Origin of the sequence: Acidocella sp. (assembly GCF_036489515.1) — a bacterium.
Taxonomy (GTDB): domain Bacteria; phylum Pseudomonadota; class Alphaproteobacteria; order Acetobacterales; family Acetobacteraceae; genus Acidocella.
Genome location: NZ_DASXFO010000031.1, coordinates 18,922 through 36,080, shown reverse-complemented (window position 1 = coordinate 36,080; position 17,159 = coordinate 18,922). Strand labels below are relative to the sequence as shown.

Annotated in this window: 13 protein-coding genes; 8 read left to right on the top strand and 5 right to left on the bottom strand. The window is 63.1% G+C overall.

Translation table 11 applies throughout. The features are described from left to right. Window positions 1-36 precede the first annotated feature (36 nt). The 3 genes from VGG47_RS04065 (at window position 37) to VGG47_RS04055 (ending at window position 5,514) form a co-directional block, all read left to right on the top strand. Complete coding sequence (locus VGG47_RS04065; protein ID WP_331535703.1) at window positions 37-1,173, top strand: thiolase family protein; 1,137 nt, start codon at window positions 37-39, stop codon at window positions 1,171-1,173. Between the two features lies 1 nt (window position 1,174). After that, complete coding sequence (locus VGG47_RS04060) at window positions 1,175-3,538, top strand: 3-hydroxyacyl-CoA dehydrogenase/enoyl-CoA hydratase family protein (RefSeq protein WP_331535702.1); 2,364 nt, start codon at window positions 1,175-1,177, stop codon at window positions 3,536-3,538. 203 nt (window positions 3,539-3,741) lie between these two features. Then, window positions 3,742-5,514 (top strand): acyl-CoA dehydrogenase C-terminal domain-containing protein, encoded by a 1,773-nt coding sequence (locus VGG47_RS04055; protein ID WP_331535701.1) that lies wholly within the window; start codon window positions 3,742-3,744, stop codon window positions 5,512-5,514. A 142-nt stretch (window positions 5,515-5,656) separates the two neighbouring features. Here VGG47_RS04055 and VGG47_RS04050 read toward each other — a convergent pair whose 3' ends face one another. Both VGG47_RS04050 and phaR read right to left on the bottom strand, forming a co-directional pair. Beyond that, window positions 5,657-6,253, bottom strand: a complete 597-nt coding sequence (locus tag VGG47_RS04050) for an ankyrin repeat domain-containing protein (protein ID WP_331535699.1) — start codon at window positions 6,251-6,253, stop codon at window positions 5,657-5,659. A 202-nt stretch (window positions 6,254-6,455) separates the two neighbouring features. Beyond that, window positions 6,456-7,049 (bottom strand): polyhydroxyalkanoate synthesis repressor PhaR, encoded by a 594-nt coding sequence (gene phaR, locus VGG47_RS04045; RefSeq protein ID WP_331535697.1) that lies wholly within the window; start codon window positions 7,047-7,049, stop codon window positions 6,456-6,458. Window positions 7,050-7,355: 306 nt separating this feature from the next. Here phaR and VGG47_RS04040 point away from each other — a divergent pair, with 306 nt between their 5' ends. The 4 genes from VGG47_RS04040 to VGG47_RS04025 all read left to right on the top strand — a co-directional run bounded on the left by VGG47_RS04040 (window position 7,356) and on the right by VGG47_RS04025 (window position 11,266). Continuing rightward, window positions 7,356-8,522 carry an alpha/beta fold hydrolase gene (locus VGG47_RS04040; RefSeq protein ID WP_331535695.1) on the top strand — a complete coding sequence of 389 codons (1,167 nt, stop codon included), beginning with the start codon at window positions 7,356-7,358 and terminating at the stop codon, window positions 8,520-8,522. 40 nt (window positions 8,523-8,562) lie between these two features. Next, entirely contained in the window at window positions 8,563-9,735 is a 1,173-nt protein-coding gene (locus VGG47_RS04035; RefSeq protein ID WP_331535693.1) for an acetyl-CoA C-acetyltransferase, read from the top strand. Between the two features lie 185 nt (window positions 9,736-9,920). Further along, complete coding sequence (locus VGG47_RS04030; protein ID WP_331535691.1) at window positions 9,921-10,628, top strand: CoA transferase subunit A; 708 nt, start codon at window positions 9,921-9,923, stop codon at window positions 10,626-10,628. Beyond that, entirely contained in the window at window positions 10,628-11,266 is a 639-nt protein-coding gene (locus VGG47_RS04025) for a 3-oxoacid CoA-transferase subunit B (RefSeq protein ID WP_331535689.1), read from the top strand. The genes VGG47_RS04030 and VGG47_RS04025 overlap by 1 nt, the downstream gene beginning before the upstream one ends. Window positions 11,267-11,405: 139 nt before the next feature. Here the strand turns inward: VGG47_RS04025 and VGG47_RS04020 are convergent, their stop codons facing one another. Together VGG47_RS04020 and VGG47_RS04015 are read right to left on the bottom strand one after the other, a co-directional pair. Further along, window positions 11,406-13,070, bottom strand: a complete 1,665-nt coding sequence (locus VGG47_RS04020) for a long-chain-fatty-acid--CoA ligase (RefSeq protein WP_331535687.1) — start codon at window positions 13,068-13,070, stop codon at window positions 11,406-11,408. 409 nt (window positions 13,071-13,479) lie between these two features. Beyond that, window positions 13,480-13,683 carry a cold-shock protein gene (locus VGG47_RS04015; protein WP_284256130.1) on the bottom strand — a complete coding sequence of 68 codons (204 nt, stop codon included), beginning with the start codon at window positions 13,681-13,683 and terminating at the stop codon, window positions 13,480-13,482. A gap of 362 nt (window positions 13,684-14,045) precedes the next feature. On the opposite strand from VGG47_RS04015, the gene acs reads away from it, so the two are divergent. Continuing rightward, window positions 14,046-15,980, top strand: coding sequence for an acetate--CoA ligase (gene acs / locus VGG47_RS04010; protein WP_331535682.1), 1,935 nt, complete (start codon window positions 14,046-14,048; stop codon window positions 15,978-15,980). 142 nt (window positions 15,981-16,122) lie between these two features. Here the strand turns inward: acs and trpS are convergent, their stop codons facing one another. Then, window positions 16,123-17,127, bottom strand: a complete 1,005-nt coding sequence (gene trpS / locus VGG47_RS04005) for a tryptophan--tRNA ligase (RefSeq protein WP_331535680.1) — start codon at window positions 17,125-17,127, stop codon at window positions 16,123-16,125. Window positions 17,128-17,159: the final 32 nt, after the last annotated feature.

Genomic DNA, 17,159 nt, shown 5'->3' with positions numbered 1-17,159 from the left:
GGCCGGATCAAAAAATGACAGTCGGAGGAGAGTTGAATGACCGGAGTGGTGATTGCGGGCTACGCCCGTTCCCCGTTTACGCCCGCGCATAAGGGCTCCCTGGCGCGCAAGCGGCCGGATGAGATGGCGGCCGAGGTGGTGCGTGCGCTGGTCGCGCGTAGCGGCGTGAAGCCGGAGGATATCGAAGACCTGATCCTTGGCTGTGCTTTCCCCGAAGGCGAGCAGGGTTTCAATGTCGCCCGGCTGATCGGCTTGCTGGCGGATCTGCCGATCTCGGTGGCCGGGACCACCGTGAACCGCTTCTGCGGCTCGTCCATGAGCTCCATCCATATCGCCGCCGGCGCCATTCAGATGAACGCCGGCGAAGCGTTCATCTGCGCCGGCGTGGAAAGCATGAGCCGGGTGCCGATGGGCGGCTTCAACCCGCTGCCGAGCCCGAAACTCTATGCGGCCCGGCCCGACGCCTATATCGGCATGGGCGACACCGCCGAGAACGTGGCGCAGCGCTGGCAGATCACCCGCGCCGCGCAGGAAGCCTTTGCGCTGGACAGCCACCATAAGGCGGCCGCGGCGCAGGAGGAAGGCAAGCTGGCCGCCGAGATCGTGCCGATCGCCAACGGCAAGGGCATGATCGAGAAGGATGAGTGCATCCGCGCGAATTCCACCGCGCAGGACCTAGCCGGGTTGAAACCGGCTTTCTCCAAGGACGGCACGGTGACCGCCGGCACGTCGTCGCCGCTGACCGATGGCGCGTCGGCCGTGCTGGTCTGCTCCGAGGACTATGCGCGCAAACACGGGCTGGATGTGCTGGCGCGGATCAAATCCATCGCCGTGGCCGGGTGTGCGCCGGACATCATGGGCATCGGCCCGGTCGGGGCGTCGCGCAAGGCGCTGGCGCGGGCGGGGATCGGTAGCGCCGATCTCGATGTGGTGGAGCTGAACGAGGCATTCGCTTCCCAGGCGATGGCCTGCATCCATGATTTGGAGCTCGATCCGGCGAAGGTGAATCTCGATGGCGGGGCGATCGCGCTCGGCCATCCGCTGGGTGCGACCGGCGCGCGCATCACCGGCAAGGCGGCTTCGCTGCTGAAGCGCGAGGGCAAGCGCTACGCGCTGGCGACGCAATGCATCGGCGGCGGGCAGGGCATCGCCACCGTGCTGGAGGCCGTTTGATATGGTCGGCTCCGTCGCCGTGATCGGCGCCGGCGTCATGGGGGCGAGCATCGCCGCCCATGTCGCCAATGCGGGCGTGCCCGTGATGCTGCTGGACATCGTGAAACCGGGTGCGGCCAGCCGCAACGCGGTGGCGGCAGGCGCCATCGAACGGCTCAAAAAGATGGACCCGGCGCCGCTGATGGGCAGCCGGGCGGTGAAGCTGATCACGCCCGGCAATATCGAGGATGATCTGCAGCACCTCGCCGACTGCGACTGGATCATAGAGGCGGTGGTCGAGCGGCTCGACGTCAAACAGGACCTGTATCGCAAGCTGAATGCGGTGCGCAAACCGAGCGCCGTGATCTCTTCCAACACCTCCACCATACCGCTGCACGAGCTGACCGCCGGGCTGCCGGACGATTTCGCCAAAAGCTTCTGCATCACGCATTTCTTCAACCCGCCGCGCTATATGCGCCTGCTGGAAATCGTTGGCGCAGAGGACCAAAAATTCGAGGCGGTGAAGACGTTTGCCGACGAAAAACTCGGCAAGACGGTGGTGCATTGCAACGACACGCCGGGCTTCATCGCCAACCGTATCGGCACGTACTGGATCCAGTGCTCGCTGGTCCTGGCGCAGGAGCTGGGGCTGGAGGTGGAAGAGGCGGATGCCGTGCTCGGCAAGCCACTCGGCTTTCCCTCGACCGGGATTTTCGGGCTGATGGATCTGGTGGGCATCGACCTGGCGCCACACATCAACGCTTCGATGGGCCGGCTGCTGGCGAAGGATGACGCGTTCCACACCATGAATCGCGACAGCCAGGTGATCGAGAAACTGATCGCCGAAGGCTATACCGGCAACAAGGGCAAAGGCGGATTCTATCGCCGGAGCAAGTCTGCGGACGGCAAGCGCGAAAAACTGGCGCTGAATTTGCCGCAGGCCGTGACCGGCCAGCTCGCCTGGCGGCCGGCCGTGAAGCCGGATATTCCCCTGCTCAAGGACGCGCGCAAGGATCTGAAGAAACTCCTTGGCTCCGACAGCAAATACGGCAAATACGCCTGGGGCGTTCTGGGGCGCGTGCTGGCCTATACCGCGTCTCTGGTGCCGGAGATCGCCAGCGACATCGCCGATATCGATGCGGCGATGCGGCTCGGCTATACCTGGAAGTTCGGCCCGTTCGAGCTGATCGACCGGCTCGGCGCCGAATGGGTGGTGGCGCATCTCTCCGAGCTCGGGATTGCCGTGCCGCCGCTCCTGAAGCTTGTCGGCAGCGGTACATTCTATCAGGCGAAGGGTGCGGAACTGCAGCAGGTCTCTGCTGAGGGCGGCTACAAACCCATCCGCCGCGCGCCGGGGATTTTGGTCCTCGACGATATCAAGCGCGTGCAAAAACCGCTGCTCGGCAACAAGGGGGCGTCGGTCTGGGACCTTGGCGACGGCGTGCTGTGTTTCGAGATTCATGCGCAAGTGCGCGGCTCGATGCTGAACATGCTGGACGGCGATATTTTGACCGTTCTGGAAAAAGCCCTGGCGCTGACGCAGCAGAAATACAAGGCGCTGGTGCTGTATAACGACGATCTGCGCGAGGCGCCGCACAAGACGAATTTCTCCACCGGTGCGAATATCGGCATGGCGCATATGATGGCGAACATCCGGCTCTGGGGCAAAATCGAAAACTCCATCAAGGAGGGCCAGAAGCTTTATCTGGCGATGCGTTATGCGTCGTTCCCGGTGGTGGCGGCGCCGGCCGGGCGGGCGCTCGGTGGCGGCTGCGAGATGCTGCTGCATTGCAGCGCCGTGCAGGCCTATGCGGAGAGCTATATCGGCCTGGTCGAGGCCGGGGTGGGGCTGGTGCCGGGCTGGGGAGGATGCGCGACGATGCTGACGCGCTGGCAGCATGACAAACGGATGCCGAAAGGCCCGATGCCGGCGGTGGCGAAAGTGTTCGAGATCGTCTCCACCGCCACGGTCTCGCGCTCCGCGGCCGAGGCGAAGGAATTGAAATTCCTTTCCGAGGGCGATGGCATCACCATGAATCGCGACCGCCTGCTGGCGGACGCAAAGGCGAAGGCGCTGGCGCTGGTCGCCAACTACCAGAAGCCCGAGCCGTTGCCGCTGCGCCTGCCGGGGCCGGCCGGTCTGGTCGCGCTGCGCATGGCGGTGGATGGCTTCCACAAGCGCGGCATCGCACTCGATCATGATGTCACGGTCTCCACCGCGCTCGCGGAAGTGTTGAGCGGCGGCGCCACGGACTATCTCGACGAGATGAGCGAAACAGATGTGATGGCGCTGGAACGCACGAAATTCATGGCGCTGATCCGCACCAAGGAAAGCCAGGCACGGATCAAGAGCATCATCGACACCGGAAAACCGTTGCGGAATTAGAACGTGAGAGGGAGGGAAGTGGCCGCTTTTTGAAAAAAGCGGCGCAAAAACTTTTGTTACGCTGGGCCATGGGCATTGTCCCCGACAACGCCCATGGCCCAGATTAATAAAGTTTTTTTGCTTCTTTTTGTTCACAAAAAGAAGCCTTCCCCTTCACTTGCCTGATTAACCAAAACTAATCGCATTCTAGCGGGAGCAAAAAAATGCCGATCTACAAGGCGCCTTTGGACGATATGCGGTTTGTCCTGCACGAGCTGTATGACAGCAAGACGATCGCCGAATTGCCGGATTCGGCCGAGTTCACGCCCGAGCTGATGGATAGCGTGCTCGAAGAGGCCGCGAAATTCACCGAGGGGGTGCTGTTCCCGCTCAACCAGTCCGGCGACCTTGAAGGCTGCGTCTTCGAGAATGGCGTGGTGCGTACGCCAGCCGGGTTCAAGGCGGCGTATGACGCCTATCGCGAGGGTGGCTGGCCGGCGATGTCGGCAGCACCCGAATTCGGCGGGCAGGGGATGCCGGTCGCGGTCGCGATGTCGGTCGAAGAAATGATGTGTTCGGCGAATGTCGCCTTCGGCCTGTATCCCGGCCTGACGCACGGCGCGTATCTGGCGCTGTACCATCACGGCAGCGACGCGCAGAAGCAGATGTTCCTGCCGAAAATGGTGGAGGGCGTGTGGTCCGGCACGATGTGCCTGACCGAGGCGCATTGCGGCACGGATCTGGGCCTGCTGCGCACCAAGGCGGTGCCGAACGAGGACGGGTCATATCGGCTCACCGGGAGCAAGATCTTTATTTCCGCCGGCGAGCAGGACCTGACGGAAAACATCATCCATCTGGTGCTGGCGCGGCTGCCCGATGCGCCGCCGGGCGTGAAGGGAATTTCACTCTTCGTGGTGCCGAAATTCCTGGTGAAGGAGGACGGGTCGCTCGGCGCCCGCAATGGCGTGAGCTGCACCGCGATCGAACACAAGATGGGCATCAAGGCCTCGGCCACCTGCGCGCTGGCCTTCGACGGGGCTCAAGGCTGGCTGGTCGGCGAGGCGCATAAGGGCCTGCGCGCGATGTTCACGATGATGAACACCGAGCGGCTCTCGGTCGGCATCCAGGGGCTCGGCGTGGCGGAAATCGCGTATCAGAACGCGGTGAACTACGCCCGCGAGCGCCTCCAGGGCCGCTCGCTGACCGGCACCAAATATCCGGAGAAGCCGGCGGACCCGATCCTGGTGCACCCCGATGTGCGGCGCATGCTGCTGACCATGCGCGCCTATATCGAGGGCTGCCGCGCGCTCTCCGGCTGGGTGGCGCGCGAGATCGACATCCTGCACCGTGCCACCGATGAGGACGCGACGCTGGTCGCCGACGATTTCACCGCACTGCTGACGCCGGTGGTGAAGGCGCTGTTCACGGATCTCGGCTTCGAGGTCACCTCGTTGGCGCTGCAATGCTATGGCGGGCACGGCTATATCCGTGATCACGGCATGGAGCAGTATGTCCGCGATGCGCGGATTTTCATGCTCTATGAGGGCACCAACGGCGTGCAGGCGCTCGACCTCGTGGGCCGCAAGCTGCCGCAGGACGGCGGGCGGCTGCTTACCCGTTTCCTCGATCCGGTGATGGAATTCATCGAGGCGAACGATGCCGAGGAGATGGCGCCCTTCATCGCCCCGCTGCAGATCGCGCTGGAAAATCTGCAGGTCGCGACCGGGCATATCATGGAAACCGGGATGTCGAATCACGACGAGATCGGTGCTGCCTCGGCGGATTATCTGCGCCTGTTCGGGCTGACGGCGCTCGGCTTCGTCTGGGCGCGCACGGCGCAACTGTCGCTCCCGAAGGCGGACGAGAGTTTCTATAAGGCCAAGCTCACCACCGCGAAATTCTTCATGCAGCGCCTGCTGCCGCAGACCGGGGCGCTGCTCGCCAGCATCCAGTCCGGCGCCGAGGTGATGATGGAGATGGAAGACGCGGCGTTTTGAGGGAAGGAAGACTACTTTTTGTGAACAAAAAGTAGCAAAAAAACTTTGCTATGCTGGGCCATGGGCTGTGTCAGCGACAACGCCCATGGCTCAGCGGAGCAAAAATTTTTGCGCCGCTTTTTTTAAAAAGCGGCCGCTTTCTTTATTGCTTCGAGCCGAACCCTAAAAAGCCGGCGGCAGGGTCCGGGGTTCCCGGGTTATCGCCCATCACCGGCACCGGCACCGGCACCGGGCGCGGCGCCGCAGTGCGGTCGGAGATGATCAAGGTTGATGCCGGCGCATGATGATGCCCGGCAGGGGGAGCGGCGGGCGCCGGGGCGGTGCTGCCGCCGCCCTCTTCGTTGCGGGCCGCCAGCAACATGAAAGTGATGGTCGAGCGGTTCAGCGCCACGGACATATCCAGCGGCGTCTCGCCCAGCGGGTTTTGCGCGCCCAGATTGGCGCCGCGGCTCACCGCGTCCTGCGCCGCGCCGTAGTCGTTTTTGTCGATGGCGGTGAACAAGGCCGCGGTCGGGTCGCCGGTGCCGGGTTTTTGCAGGTTCGGCCCGGTCGCGAGCGGTGTGGTCACCGCGCCGGGCACACCGGCCGGGGCGATGTCGGGCACGCGCTGCCGTGGCTGCGGGGCGTTGCCGCCCCCCATGGAGCCTCCCATGCCGCCCATTCCGGGGGCCATCTGCGCCAAAGCCGGCGTGGCGGCGAGCGACAGAACCAGAGCGAAAGCCGAAACAACAGTTTTCATGACCAAGTCTCTAGCGCATCAGAAGTTGCGCCACCAGAACCCGGCAGCGAAGGCGAAGGATAAGGCTACTTTTTGTGAACAAAAAGTAGCAAAAAACTTTATTTATGCTGGGCCATGGGCGTTGTCGCCGACAAAGCCCATGGCCCAGCATAACAAAACTTTTTGCGCCGCTTTTTTTAAAAAGCGGCCGCTTTCTTTGCTCTCAACCCGCTTTTTTCGGCGCGGCGCGCAGCGTGGCGAGTTGTTGCTGCAGCCGTTCCACCTCAGCGCGCAGGCTGATGATTTCCTCCTGGAATTCCTGCGTGGTCTGGCCTTCGGGCCTGGTTTCGCCCTCGCGGTAGAAGGGGGTGAACAGGTTCATCGCCCGTTCCATCATCGCCAGGTTTTTCCGGCTCATATCCTCGATGCCCGGCGGCATGAACGGGCTTAGCGTTTTGGTCATCGTCTCGCGCATGGTTTCCTGCTGGCGGACGAAATTGCTCATGGCCTGTTCGAGATAGCGCGGCACCATGTTTTGCCCGTTGCCGCCGTAAAAGCCGATCAACTGGCGCAGGAAATTGGTCGGCAGCAGGGCGTTGCCCTTGCCTTCTTCCTCAACGATGATCTGCGTCAAAACCGAACGGGTGATATCCTCGCCGGATTTCGCGTCATAGACCACGAAGTCGCGATCCTTGCGGACCATTTCCGCGAGATTGTCGAGCGTGATATAGCTGGAGCTCTCGGTGTTGTAGAGGCGCCGATTGGCGTATTTCTTGACGATCACAGGCTGTGCGGGCTGTTCGGCCTTTTCATTCATCTGCGTTATTCCCCACTTGCGGCTTTGTAAAAGCGGCAAGAATTCATAGATATTGTATAGTGCGGAGGCTAGCATGGCGATCCGCTTCTGGCGAATTATGTTTCCCCGGCGTAGGAACAGGGCCGGGAGAGGGTTACCGGGGAGCCCAATGCGGCATGGAAGATACTTTGGCCAGCGATCTTGTGGCCATGTGGCAGAGCGAATTGACTGCCATGGCGGCGGACCGGGAGGTTCAGGAATCCTGGGCGACGCTGCTGGCATTATGGGCGCAGTCGGCCACTGCCGCCGCTTCGCTGCTGTCGCGTGATGGCACGTCCGGAAGCGCCCGCACCGCTCAGCCGGCGCGGCCCGCGCCCGTTGCTGCTGCATCTCAGCCTAGCCTGGCTGAAGTCGAGCAACTCAACCGCCGCGTCGCTGAACTTGAGCAACGTCTGGCCGAGCTCGTGGCCCGAGACGGAAGAGCCGCCGCTTCCTGACGCGCTGGCGCAGACGCTGGAAGCCGATCGCGCGCTGATCGCCGGCATCGCCGCCTACCGCGCGGATCCCTACACGCGCCAGATGCTCGATCCGCCTTGCCTGTGGGAGGAGGGGGAATCCCGGCTGCTCGATTATGGCGGCGAGGGGCCTTCCGTGCTGTTCGTGCCGAGCCTGATCAACCGCGCCTATATTCTCGACCTCATGGAAGACGCGTCGATGCTGCGCTGGATGAGCGCGCACGGGGTGCATCCCTATTTGTTGGATTGGGGCTGGCCGGGTGAGGCGGAGCGGCGGTTTTCGTTCACCGACTACGTTGCCGGGCGGCTGGAGCGGGCGATCGCGGCGGTGCCGGGAAAGATCGTACTGACCGGTTATTGCATGGGCGGGCTACTGGCGCTGGCGGCGGCGTTGCGTCTGCCGGAGAAAATCAGCGCCCTGGCGCTGCTGGCGACCCCGTGGGATTTCCATGCCGACGATCCGGCGGCGGCGAAGCGGATTGGCGACATGGTGCCGGCGCTGCAACTCATGATGGGCTTTTCCAACACCCTGCCGATCGACGCGCTGAACGCGCTGTTCGCGATGATCGACCCGTATGGCGTGGGCGCCAAATACCGTGATTTTGCCGGCCAGGACAAAGCCTCGGCGCGGGCGCGGCGGTTCGTCGCCATGGAGGACTGGCTGGCCGATGGCGTGCCGCTGGCGGCCCCGGTGGCGCGCGAGGCACTCGACGGCTGGTATGGCGCCAACAGCCCGGCCCGGCTGCAATGGCGCGTCGCCGGCCTGCCCGTCGACCCGGCCAGGCTCACGGTTCCCGCCTTCTGCGCCATCCCGGCGCGCGACCGGCTGGTGCCGGCGGCCTCCGCGCAGAAACTCGCGGCCTCTCTGCGGCAGGCCAGCATCATCGAGCCGCGGGCCGGACATATCGGCATGGTCGCTGGCACCCATGCCAAATCCGCGTTGTGGCAGCCATTTACGGATTGGCTGCACGGGCTATGATGACGGCAAAGGCATAAACGCATCGAGAGGGAAAACCGCCATGGACGACATCGTCATCGCTTCCGCCGCGCGTACTGCTGTTGGTAGTTTCAACGGTGTTTTTGGCGCCACCCCGGCTCATGTCCTCGGTGCCGCGGCGCTGACCGCCGCGATCGAGCGCGCCAGGCTCTCGCCCGAGGAGATTGACGAGGCGATCCTGGGTCAGGTGCTCACTGCCGCCCAGGGAATGAATCCGGCCCGCCAGGCCGCCCGTGCCGCCGGCATCCCGGATTCCAAGACCGCATTCGGCATCAACCAGGTGTGCGGCTCCGGCCTGCGCGCGGTCGCCCTCGCGGCGCAGCAGATCATGAGCGGGGAGTCCGAGATCGTGATCGCCGGCGGGCAGGAGAGCATGAGCCAGTCCACCCATGCCGCCTACCTGCGCGCCGGCACCAAGATGGGCGATGTCGGCTTCATCGACACCATGATCAAGGACGGGTTGTGGGACGCGTTCAACGGCTACCATATGGGCATCACCGCCGAGAACGTGGCCAAAGCCTGGCAGATCACCCGCGCCGACCAGGACACGCTGGCTTTGGCCTCGCAGCAGAAGGCCGCCGCCGCCCAGAAGGCCGGGAAATTCAAGGATGAGATCACGTCGGTGACGCTGACCACCCGCAAGGGCGATGTGGTGGTGAGCGAGGATGAATATATCCGTCACGACGCTTCCGCCGAGACCATGGCGAAACTGCGCCCGGCCTTCACCAAGGAAGGCACCGTCACCGCCGGCAATGCCTCGGGCATCAATGATGGTGCTGCGGCCCTGGTGGTGATGAGCGCGCGCGAAGCCGCCAAACGCGGCCTGACGCCGCTGGCGCGCATCGCCAGTTTCGCCACCGCGGGTGTGGACCCGGCGGTGATGGGGTCCGGGCCGATCCCGGCCTCGCGCAAGGCGCTGCAGCGCGCCGGCTGGTCCACCGGCGATCTCGACCTGATCGAGGCCAACGAGGCCTTCGCGGCCCAGGCCTGCGCGGTGAACAAGGAGCTCGGCCTCGACCCGACCAAGGTGAACGTGAACGGCGGGGCGATCGCCATCGGTCACCCGATCGGTGCTTCCGGCGCACGCATCCTCACCACTTTGCTCTATGAAATGGGCCGCCGCGACGCCAAAAAAGGGCTCGCCACGCTCTGCATCGGCGGCGGCATGGGTGTCGCCATGTGCGTCGAGCGCTGAGAGCATAGACAAGTGGCCGCTTTTTGAAAAAAGCGGCGCAAAAACTTTTGGCCCCGCTGGGTCATGGGCGGTGTCTGCGCCAACGCCCATGACCCAGCATTAATAAAGTTTTTTTGCTACTTTTTGTTCACAAAAAGTAGTCTTCCTTAATCGAGGGAAACGTCCATGAAAACGGTGAGTGACCAATGGTGAACAAGGTATATCCGGACGCCAAGGCGGCGTTGGCCGACGTGCTGAAGGACGGCATGCTGATCCATTCCGGCGGGTTCGGCCTGTGTGGCGTGGCTACGGCGCTGATCGAGGCGATCCGGGAGTCGGGGGTGCGCAACCTCACCATCGTCTCCAATAATGCCGGGATCGACGGCGCCGGGCTCGGCATTCTGCTCGACAGCCGGCAGGTCAAAAAGATGATCTCCTCCTATGTCGGCGAGAACCAGACCTTCATGAACCAGTATCTGGCCGGGGAGCTGGAGATCGAGTTCAACCCGCAGGGCACGCTGGCCGAGCGCATCCGCGCCGGCGGCGCCGGCATCCCGGCTTTCTTCACCGCCACCGGCTACGGCACCAAGATCGCCGAGGGCAAGGAGACGCGGGAGTTCAATGGCCGCCATTACGTGATGGAACAGGGATTGTTCGCCGACCTCGCCATCGTCCACGCCTATAAGGGCGATACCGAGGGCAACCTCGTCTACCGCAAGACCGCGCGTAATTTTAACCCGATCATGGCCACGGCGGCGAAAATCACCGTCGTCGAGGTCGAGCATCTGGTGTCGCCGGGCGAGATCGACGGCGACCATATCATCACCCCGGGCGTGTTCGTCCAGCGCATCGTCAAGCTCGACCATGTCGACAAGCGCATCGAGAAACGCACCGTTCGCGAGAGGGCCGCATAATGCCGTGGAGCAGAGATCAGATGGCGGCCCGCGCCGCCGCCGAGTTGCAGGATGGGTTCTACGTGAATCTGGGCATCGGCATCCCGACCTTGGTCGGCAACCATATCCCCGAAGGGGTTTCCGTGCAGCTGCATTCCGAGAACGGCATGCTGGGCATGGGGCCGTTCCCGTATGAGGGCGAGGAGGATGCCGACCTCATCAATGCCGGCAAGCAGACGGTGACGGAAATCCCCACCACCTCCTATTTCGATTCCGCCGCCAGCTTCGCCATGGTGCGCGGCGGACATATCGATATTTCCATCCTCGGCGCCTTGCAGGTGTCCGAAACCGGGGACCTCGCCAACTGGATGATCCCCGGCAAGATGGTGAAGGGCATGGGCGGCGCCATGGACCTCGTCGCCGGCGTGCCGCGCGTCGTGGTGGTGATGGAGCACAGCGCCAAAGGCGAGTCGAAAATCCTCAAAGAATGCACGCTGCCGCTCACCGGCAAAGGCGTGGTCAGCATGATCATCACCGATCTCGCGGTGTTCGACGTGGACAAGACCAAAACCCCGTCGCTGACGCTGATCGATCACGCGCCGGATGTGACGGTGGAGCAAATCCGCGCACAGACCGAGGCGGAGTTTGCGGTTAAGTAAGGAAGGAAGGCTACTTTTTGTGAACAAAAAGTAGCAAAAAACTTTGCTATGCTGGGCTATGGGCGTTGTCGGCGACGCAGCCCATGGCCCAGCATAGTAAAAATTTTTGCGCCGCTTTTTTAAAAGCGGCTACTTTCTTCTATGCTTCCGTCGCGCGTTTCATCTCCTCCGCCACCAGTTCCTTTTTTGACAGCTTGCCGACCAGGGTCTTGGGCAGGGAGTCACGGATTTCCACGGTTCTCGGGCATTCGATCTTGTTCAGGTGCTGGTTCAGGAAAATGAGAATCTCCGCCGCCGTGGCGCTGGCGCCGGCGCGCAGCGTGACGAACAGTTTCGGTGACTGGCCGCGATATTCGTCCGGCACGCCGATCGCCACCGCGTCCTGCACCGCGGGATGCTGGTAGGCCGCCTCTTCGATAACGCGCGGATAGACATTATAACCGCCGCAGAGGATCAGGTCCTTGATGCGGTCGACGATGAACAGATAGCCGTCGGCATCGAGATAGCCGATATCGCCGGTGCGCAGCGCGCCCTCCACGAACACCTGCGCGGTCTCCGCTGGGCGCTTGTAATAGCCGCGCATCACCTGCGGCCCGCGCACGCAGATCTCGCCATGCGTCCCTTGGGGCAGAATTTCCTCTGGCCGGTCGGGGTTGCGGATTTCGATCACCGTACCGGGCACGGCCTGGCCGACCGAGCCGCGCCGGATCGCGCCGGCGAGGTTGAAGGAGACCACCGGCGAGGTCTCAGAGAGGCCATAGCCTTCAAGGATCGGGCGCTGGGCGAGGCGTTCGAAGCGGTCGATCGTCTCGCTGGCAATCGGCGCGCCGCCTGAGATGCCGAATTTGATGCAGCTGAGATCGCTTTTCGGCGTCGTTTCGGCGGCGTTGCAGAGGGCCGTGAACAGGGTGGGCACGCCGGGCAGGAGCGTCGGGCGGCGCCGCCGCAGGGTTTGCATCATCAGCTTCATGTCCAGCCTGGGCAGGAGCACCAGCTCGGCGCCGATGGCGAGGCCGAAATTCATCACTGCCGTCATCGCGAAGACATGGAAGAACGGCAGCACGGCGAGGAAGCGTTCCTGCCCCTGCTGCAGCCCGGCCATCGACGCCAGCACCTGCCGCACATTGGCGGTGACGTTGGTGTGGGTGAGCATCGCCGCTTTCGGGACGCCGGTGGTCCCGCCGGTGCTCTGCAACACGGCGATGTCATGCGCCGGGTCGAGATGCACCGGCACCAGCCTGTCGGTGCCGGCGATCAAGGTTTCGAACGTCATGTACGGTGCGGCCTGCGGCACGCTCGCCAGTTCCTGGCGTTTCAGCAGCCGGAACAACTGCCCTTTGACCAGCGGCAGGGCGGCGGTCATGGAGCAGACAATGACGCGGCTGAACCGGCCCTGGGCGGCGAGCCGGGCGATTTTCGCGTGGATGGCGACGACGTCGAGCGAGACGATGAGCGAGGTTTCCGTCTCGCTGGCCTGTGCTGCGATTTCATTGTCCGTGTAAAGCGGGTTGAAATTCACCACGGTGCCGCCGGCCTTGAGGATGGCGTAATACATGATGACGAAATACGGGCAGTTCGGCAGGCACAGCCCGACCTTCACGCCTTTGGCGACGCCCAGTCTCTGCAGCCCGGCGGCGGCGCGCTCGGTGAGGCGGCCGAGCTCGGCATAGGTTGTGCGGCGGCCCAGAAAATCCAGCGCAATATTGGCGCTGTAATGACGCACCGCGGTATCGAGCAGGGTGAAAGCGGGTTCGCTCGGAAGCACGAAAGCCGGTGCCGGATCTGCTGCCGTTTGGCCGTCCATCGTTTCCTCTCCTCGTTGCTGCGAGAGACGATGGCGTTCGGGATGAAGCTACAGCTCCAGGCCAGAGCGGTCGCGCTCCCGGTTCAGGACGTTTTTGTGGTGGTGACGTTAGCGTTAGGGTAGTGCCGAATGTTCAGCCAGGCAACCGACATGATCGGTTTTCTAGCGTAATGAAGAGGGCTTGTTGCGGCGCGGCGCCCAGCGCAGAAAAACAAACAGTACAGAAGAAATACTGACATGATGGCGGCTGGCGTCGGCATCCTGGCCACCGTCAGCGTGTCGTGACGGCGGCTCAATCTGAGGTTGCGGTGCGCGACGACAACCTCAAGCCATTTAAATGCAGACGCAGAACGAACGCAGCGCGTGGTTTTGTTAGAACGCGCTGTGGTGCCGCGCCTGCTGCCGGCGGTTAGACCGCCTTCAGGTTGATCGCTGCTGCTTTGCCGCGCTCCATGGCGATGTCGAACGTCACCTTCTGGCCTTCGTTGAGGCCGCGGAGACCTGCGGATTGCACGGCGGTGATGTGAACGAACACGTCCTTGCCACCATCCTGCGGAACGATGAACCCATATCCTTTGGTGGTGTTGAACCACTTAACGGTGCCAGTAGCCATATTCTTGTCGTCGCTCCTAATTTTAGACCCACCGCGCGCCTGCCGCACGGATGAAGGGCACAACCGGCATATGGTCGTCTTGTTGCGTTTCGTCCCTTAGGAGCGCCGATCCAAGTCAAGCCAAACACGATTGCAACTAAATTTCACGCAGAAACATAAGGGATTGTCAACGACTTCGTGAGGGCTAACCTAAGACCTCTTCAGAAATTTCAATGAACGTCAATGTTGCGGTCGCCAATCGCCCGCAAGCGCCGCCTTGACGCTACGTGATGTTCCCGGAAGGGGCTATTTTGCCTAAGGCTTTCGGCCAGCCTAAAATTTTGGCATAATGGCGGCGCAGCACAATAACGAGGAGGACCGAGATGTCGGACGTGGATATCGTACCAGTCAAACCGGAAATCGCCGCCGCGGCTCTCATCTCGCGGGCGCAATATGAGACGATGTATGCGCGCGCCGCCGATACGCCGGATGCGTTCTGGGCTGAGGAATGCCGCCGCATCACCTGGATGAAGGCGCCGACCCGGATCAAGAACACCTCCTTCACCGGCGATGTCTCGATCAAATGGTTCGAGGATGGCACGCTGAACGCCGCCGCGAACTGCCTCGACCGGCACCTTGAAGCGCGGGGCGACCAGGTGGCGATCATCTGGGAAGGTGACGATCCGAACATGTCAAAAACCGTCACCTATCGGGAGTTGCACGAGCAGGTCTGCCGTCTTGCCAATGCGCTCGAACACAAGGGCATCAAGAAGGGCGACGTCGTCACCATCTATATGCCGATGGTGGTCGAGGCGACGGTGGCGATTCTCGCCTGCGCGCGCATCGGCGCCATCCACTCCGTGGTGTTCGGCGGCTTCTCTCCCGATTCCCTGGCAAACCGCATCCAGGATTGCGGTTCGGTGGCATTGATCACCGCCGATGAAGGGCGCCGCGGTGGCCGCCGGGTGGCGTTGAAGGTGAATGCCGACGAGGCGTTGAAAGCCTGCCCGAGCGTGAAAACCGTGATCGTCGCGAAAGTCACCGGCGGCACCGTGGAGATGCAGGCGGGCCGCGATGCCTGGCTCGACGAAATCAGCGCCGCCGCTGCGCCGCAGCACAAGCCTGCGGAAATGAACGCCGAGGATCCGCTGTTCATCCTCTACACCTCCGGCTCCACCGGCAAACCGAAAGGCGTGCTGCACACCACCGGCGGATACATGGTCTGGGCCAGCTTCACGCACGAATATGTGTTCGACTATCATCCGGGCGAAATCTACTGGTGCACCGCGGATGTCGGCTGGGTCACCGGTCACACCTACATCGTCTACGGGCCGCTCGCGAACGGCGCCACCACGCTGATGTTCGAGGGCGTGCCGAACTATCCCGACAGCTCGCGCTTCTGGCAGGTGGTCGACAAACACAAAGTTAATATCTTTTACACCGCGCCGACCGCGATCCGCGCCTTGATGCGCGACGGCGAGGGGCCGGTGAAGAAAACCTCCCGTAAATCCCTGCGTGTTTTGGGGACGGTGGGCGAGCCGATCAACCCCGAGGCCTGGCACTGGTACGACCGCGTGGTCGGCGAGCATCGTTGCCCGATCGTCGATACCTGGTGGCAGACGGAAACCGGCGGCATCCTCATCACCCCGCTGGTCGGCGCGATCGCGGCGAAGCCCGGCTCGGCGACCTTGCCGCTGCCGGGGGTGAAGCCGGTGCTGGTCGATGGCGAGGGCCATGAACTCGCCGGTGTGGCCGAGGGCAATCTCTGCATCGCCGATAGCTGGCCGGGGCAGATGCGCACTGTCTTTGGCGACCATGAGCGCTTCGTGCAGACCTATTTCTCGACCTTCAAGGGCCTGTACTTCACCGGCGACGGCGCCCGCCGTGATGCCGATGGCTATTACTGGATCACCGGCCGCGTCGATGACGTCATTAACGTCTCCGGTCACCGCATGGGCACCGCCGAGGTGGAATCCGCACTGGTGGCGCATCCGCTGGTGGCCGAGGCCGCGGTGGTCGGTTTCCCGCACGACATCAAGGGCCAGGGCATCTACGCCTACGTGACCCTGGTCGCCGATGCCACGCCCACCGAGGAACTGCGCCGCGAGCTGGTGGCCTGGGTGCGCAAGGAGATCGGCCCGATCGCCGCCCCCGATGTCATCCAATGGGCGCCCGGCCTGCCGAAAACCCGCTCCGGCAAGATCATGCGCCGCATCCTGCGCAAGATCGCTGCGAACGAGACCGACAGCCTGGGGGATACCTCCACGCTGGCCGATCCGGGCGTGGTGACCGACCTGGTCGACAACCGCGCTGCGTAAGGAAGGAAGGCTACTTTTTGTGAACAAAAAGTAGCAAAAAAACTTTGCTAACCTGGGCCATGGGCTTTGTCGCCGACAACGCCCATGGCCCAGCATAACAAAAGTTTTTGCGCCGCTTTTTTCAAAAAGCGGCTGCTTTCTTTCAGCCGCGCGGCAGAAACCCAACCAGCCGCTCCGCCTCCACCACGATCGGTTCGGCAATGGCGGCGGCGCGGCGTGCGCCGGCTTGCAGGATGTGGTCCAGGGAGGTGGGGTCGGCGAGGTATTCGCGGGTTTTTGCACCGATCGGTTCGAGATGGGCGATCAGGGCGTCGGCGAGTTTTTCCTTGAAGGGGCCGAAGCCGGAGCCGGCGAAATGGTGCAGGACCTCGTGTGGCTTCTGCCCGGTGATTGCGGCGTAGATGCCGATTAAGTTGCGCGCTTCGGGGCGTTCGGAAAGGTCGTGGACATGCTCCGGTAGCGGTTCGGGATCGGTTTTCGCGCGGCGGATTTTTGCCGCGATCATGTCCGCGCCATCCGTGAGGTTGATGCGCGACTGGTCCGAGGGATCGGATTTCGACATTTTCTTGGCCCCGTCGCGCAGGCTCATCACGCGAGCGGACTCCTTCAGCACCAGCGGCTCGATGCGCGGGAAGAAGGCGGTGGAAAAATCATGGTTGAATTTTTCCGCGATGTCGTTGGCGAGCTCGAGATGCTGGAGCTGGTCGTCGCCCACCGGCACCTTGGTGGCGTGGTAGGCGTGGATGTCGGCGGCCATCAGGTTGGGGTAGACATACAGCCCGGTGGAGACGGCTTCCCGGTCCTTGCCGGCCTTGTCCTTGAACTGGGTCATGCGGTTGAGCCAGCCGATGCGCGAGACGCAGTTGAAAATCCAGGCCAGGCGCGCATGGGCGGAGACCGCCGATTGGTGGAAGAGGATGCTGCGCGCGGGGTCGATGCCGCAGGCCAGCAGCACCGCGGCCATCTGGCGCGTTTGCTCGCGCAAGGCGGCGGGGTCCTGGAACACCGTGATGGCGTGCAGATCGACGAGGCAGAAGACGCATTCGTCATCGCTGTCCTGCAAGGCGACCCAGTTGCGGATCGCGCCGAGATAATTGCCGAGGGTGGCGATGCCCGTGGGCTGAATGCCGGAAAAAATGCGTGCCATGGCCGGAGGTTTCGCCGCCTTTGCGGCGCCGG

Excerpts from the sequence above, each read along its gene's own strand:
- VGG47_RS04065 (WP_331535703.1), top strand. The coding sequence starts at position 37 with ATGACCGGAGTGGTGATTGCGGGCTACGCCCGTTCCCCGTTTACGCCC.
- VGG47_RS04060 (WP_331535702.1), top strand. The coding sequence starts at position 1,175 with ATGGTCGGCTCCGTCGCCGTGATCGGCGCCGGCGTCATGGGGGCGAGC.
- VGG47_RS04055 (WP_331535701.1), top strand. The coding sequence starts at position 3,742 with ATGCCGATCTACAAGGCGCCTTTGGACGATATGCGGTTTGTCCTGCAC.
- VGG47_RS04050 (WP_331535699.1), bottom strand. The coding sequence starts at position 6,253 with ATGAAAACTGTTGTTTCGGCTTTCGCTCTGGTTCTGTCGCTCGCCGCC.
- phaR (WP_331535697.1), bottom strand. The coding sequence starts at position 7,049 with ATGAATGAAAAGGCCGAACAGCCCGCACAGCCTGTGATCGTCAAGAAA.
- VGG47_RS04040 (WP_331535695.1), top strand. The coding sequence starts at position 7,356 with ATGGCACGTCCGGAAGCGCCCGCACCGCTCAGCCGGCGCGGCCCGCGC.
- VGG47_RS04035 (WP_331535693.1), top strand. The coding sequence starts at position 8,563 with ATGGACGACATCGTCATCGCTTCCGCCGCGCGTACTGCTGTTGGTAGT.
- VGG47_RS04030 (WP_331535691.1), top strand. The coding sequence starts at position 9,921 with ATGGTGAACAAGGTATATCCGGACGCCAAGGCGGCGTTGGCCGACGTG.
- VGG47_RS04025 (WP_331535689.1), top strand. The coding sequence starts at position 10,628 with ATGCCGTGGAGCAGAGATCAGATGGCGGCCCGCGCCGCCGCCGAGTTG.
- VGG47_RS04020 (WP_331535687.1), bottom strand. The coding sequence starts at position 13,070 with ATGGACGGCCAAACGGCAGCAGATCCGGCACCGGCTTTCGTGCTTCCG.
- VGG47_RS04015 (WP_284256130.1), bottom strand. The coding sequence starts at position 13,683 with ATGGCTACTGGCACCGTTAAGTGGTTCAACACCACCAAAGGATATGGG.
- acs (WP_331535682.1), top strand. The coding sequence starts at position 14,046 with ATGTCGGACGTGGATATCGTACCAGTCAAACCGGAAATCGCCGCCGCG.
- trpS (WP_331535680.1), bottom strand. The coding sequence starts at position 17,127 with ATGGCACGCATTTTTTCCGGCATTCAGCCCACGGGCATCGCCACCCTC.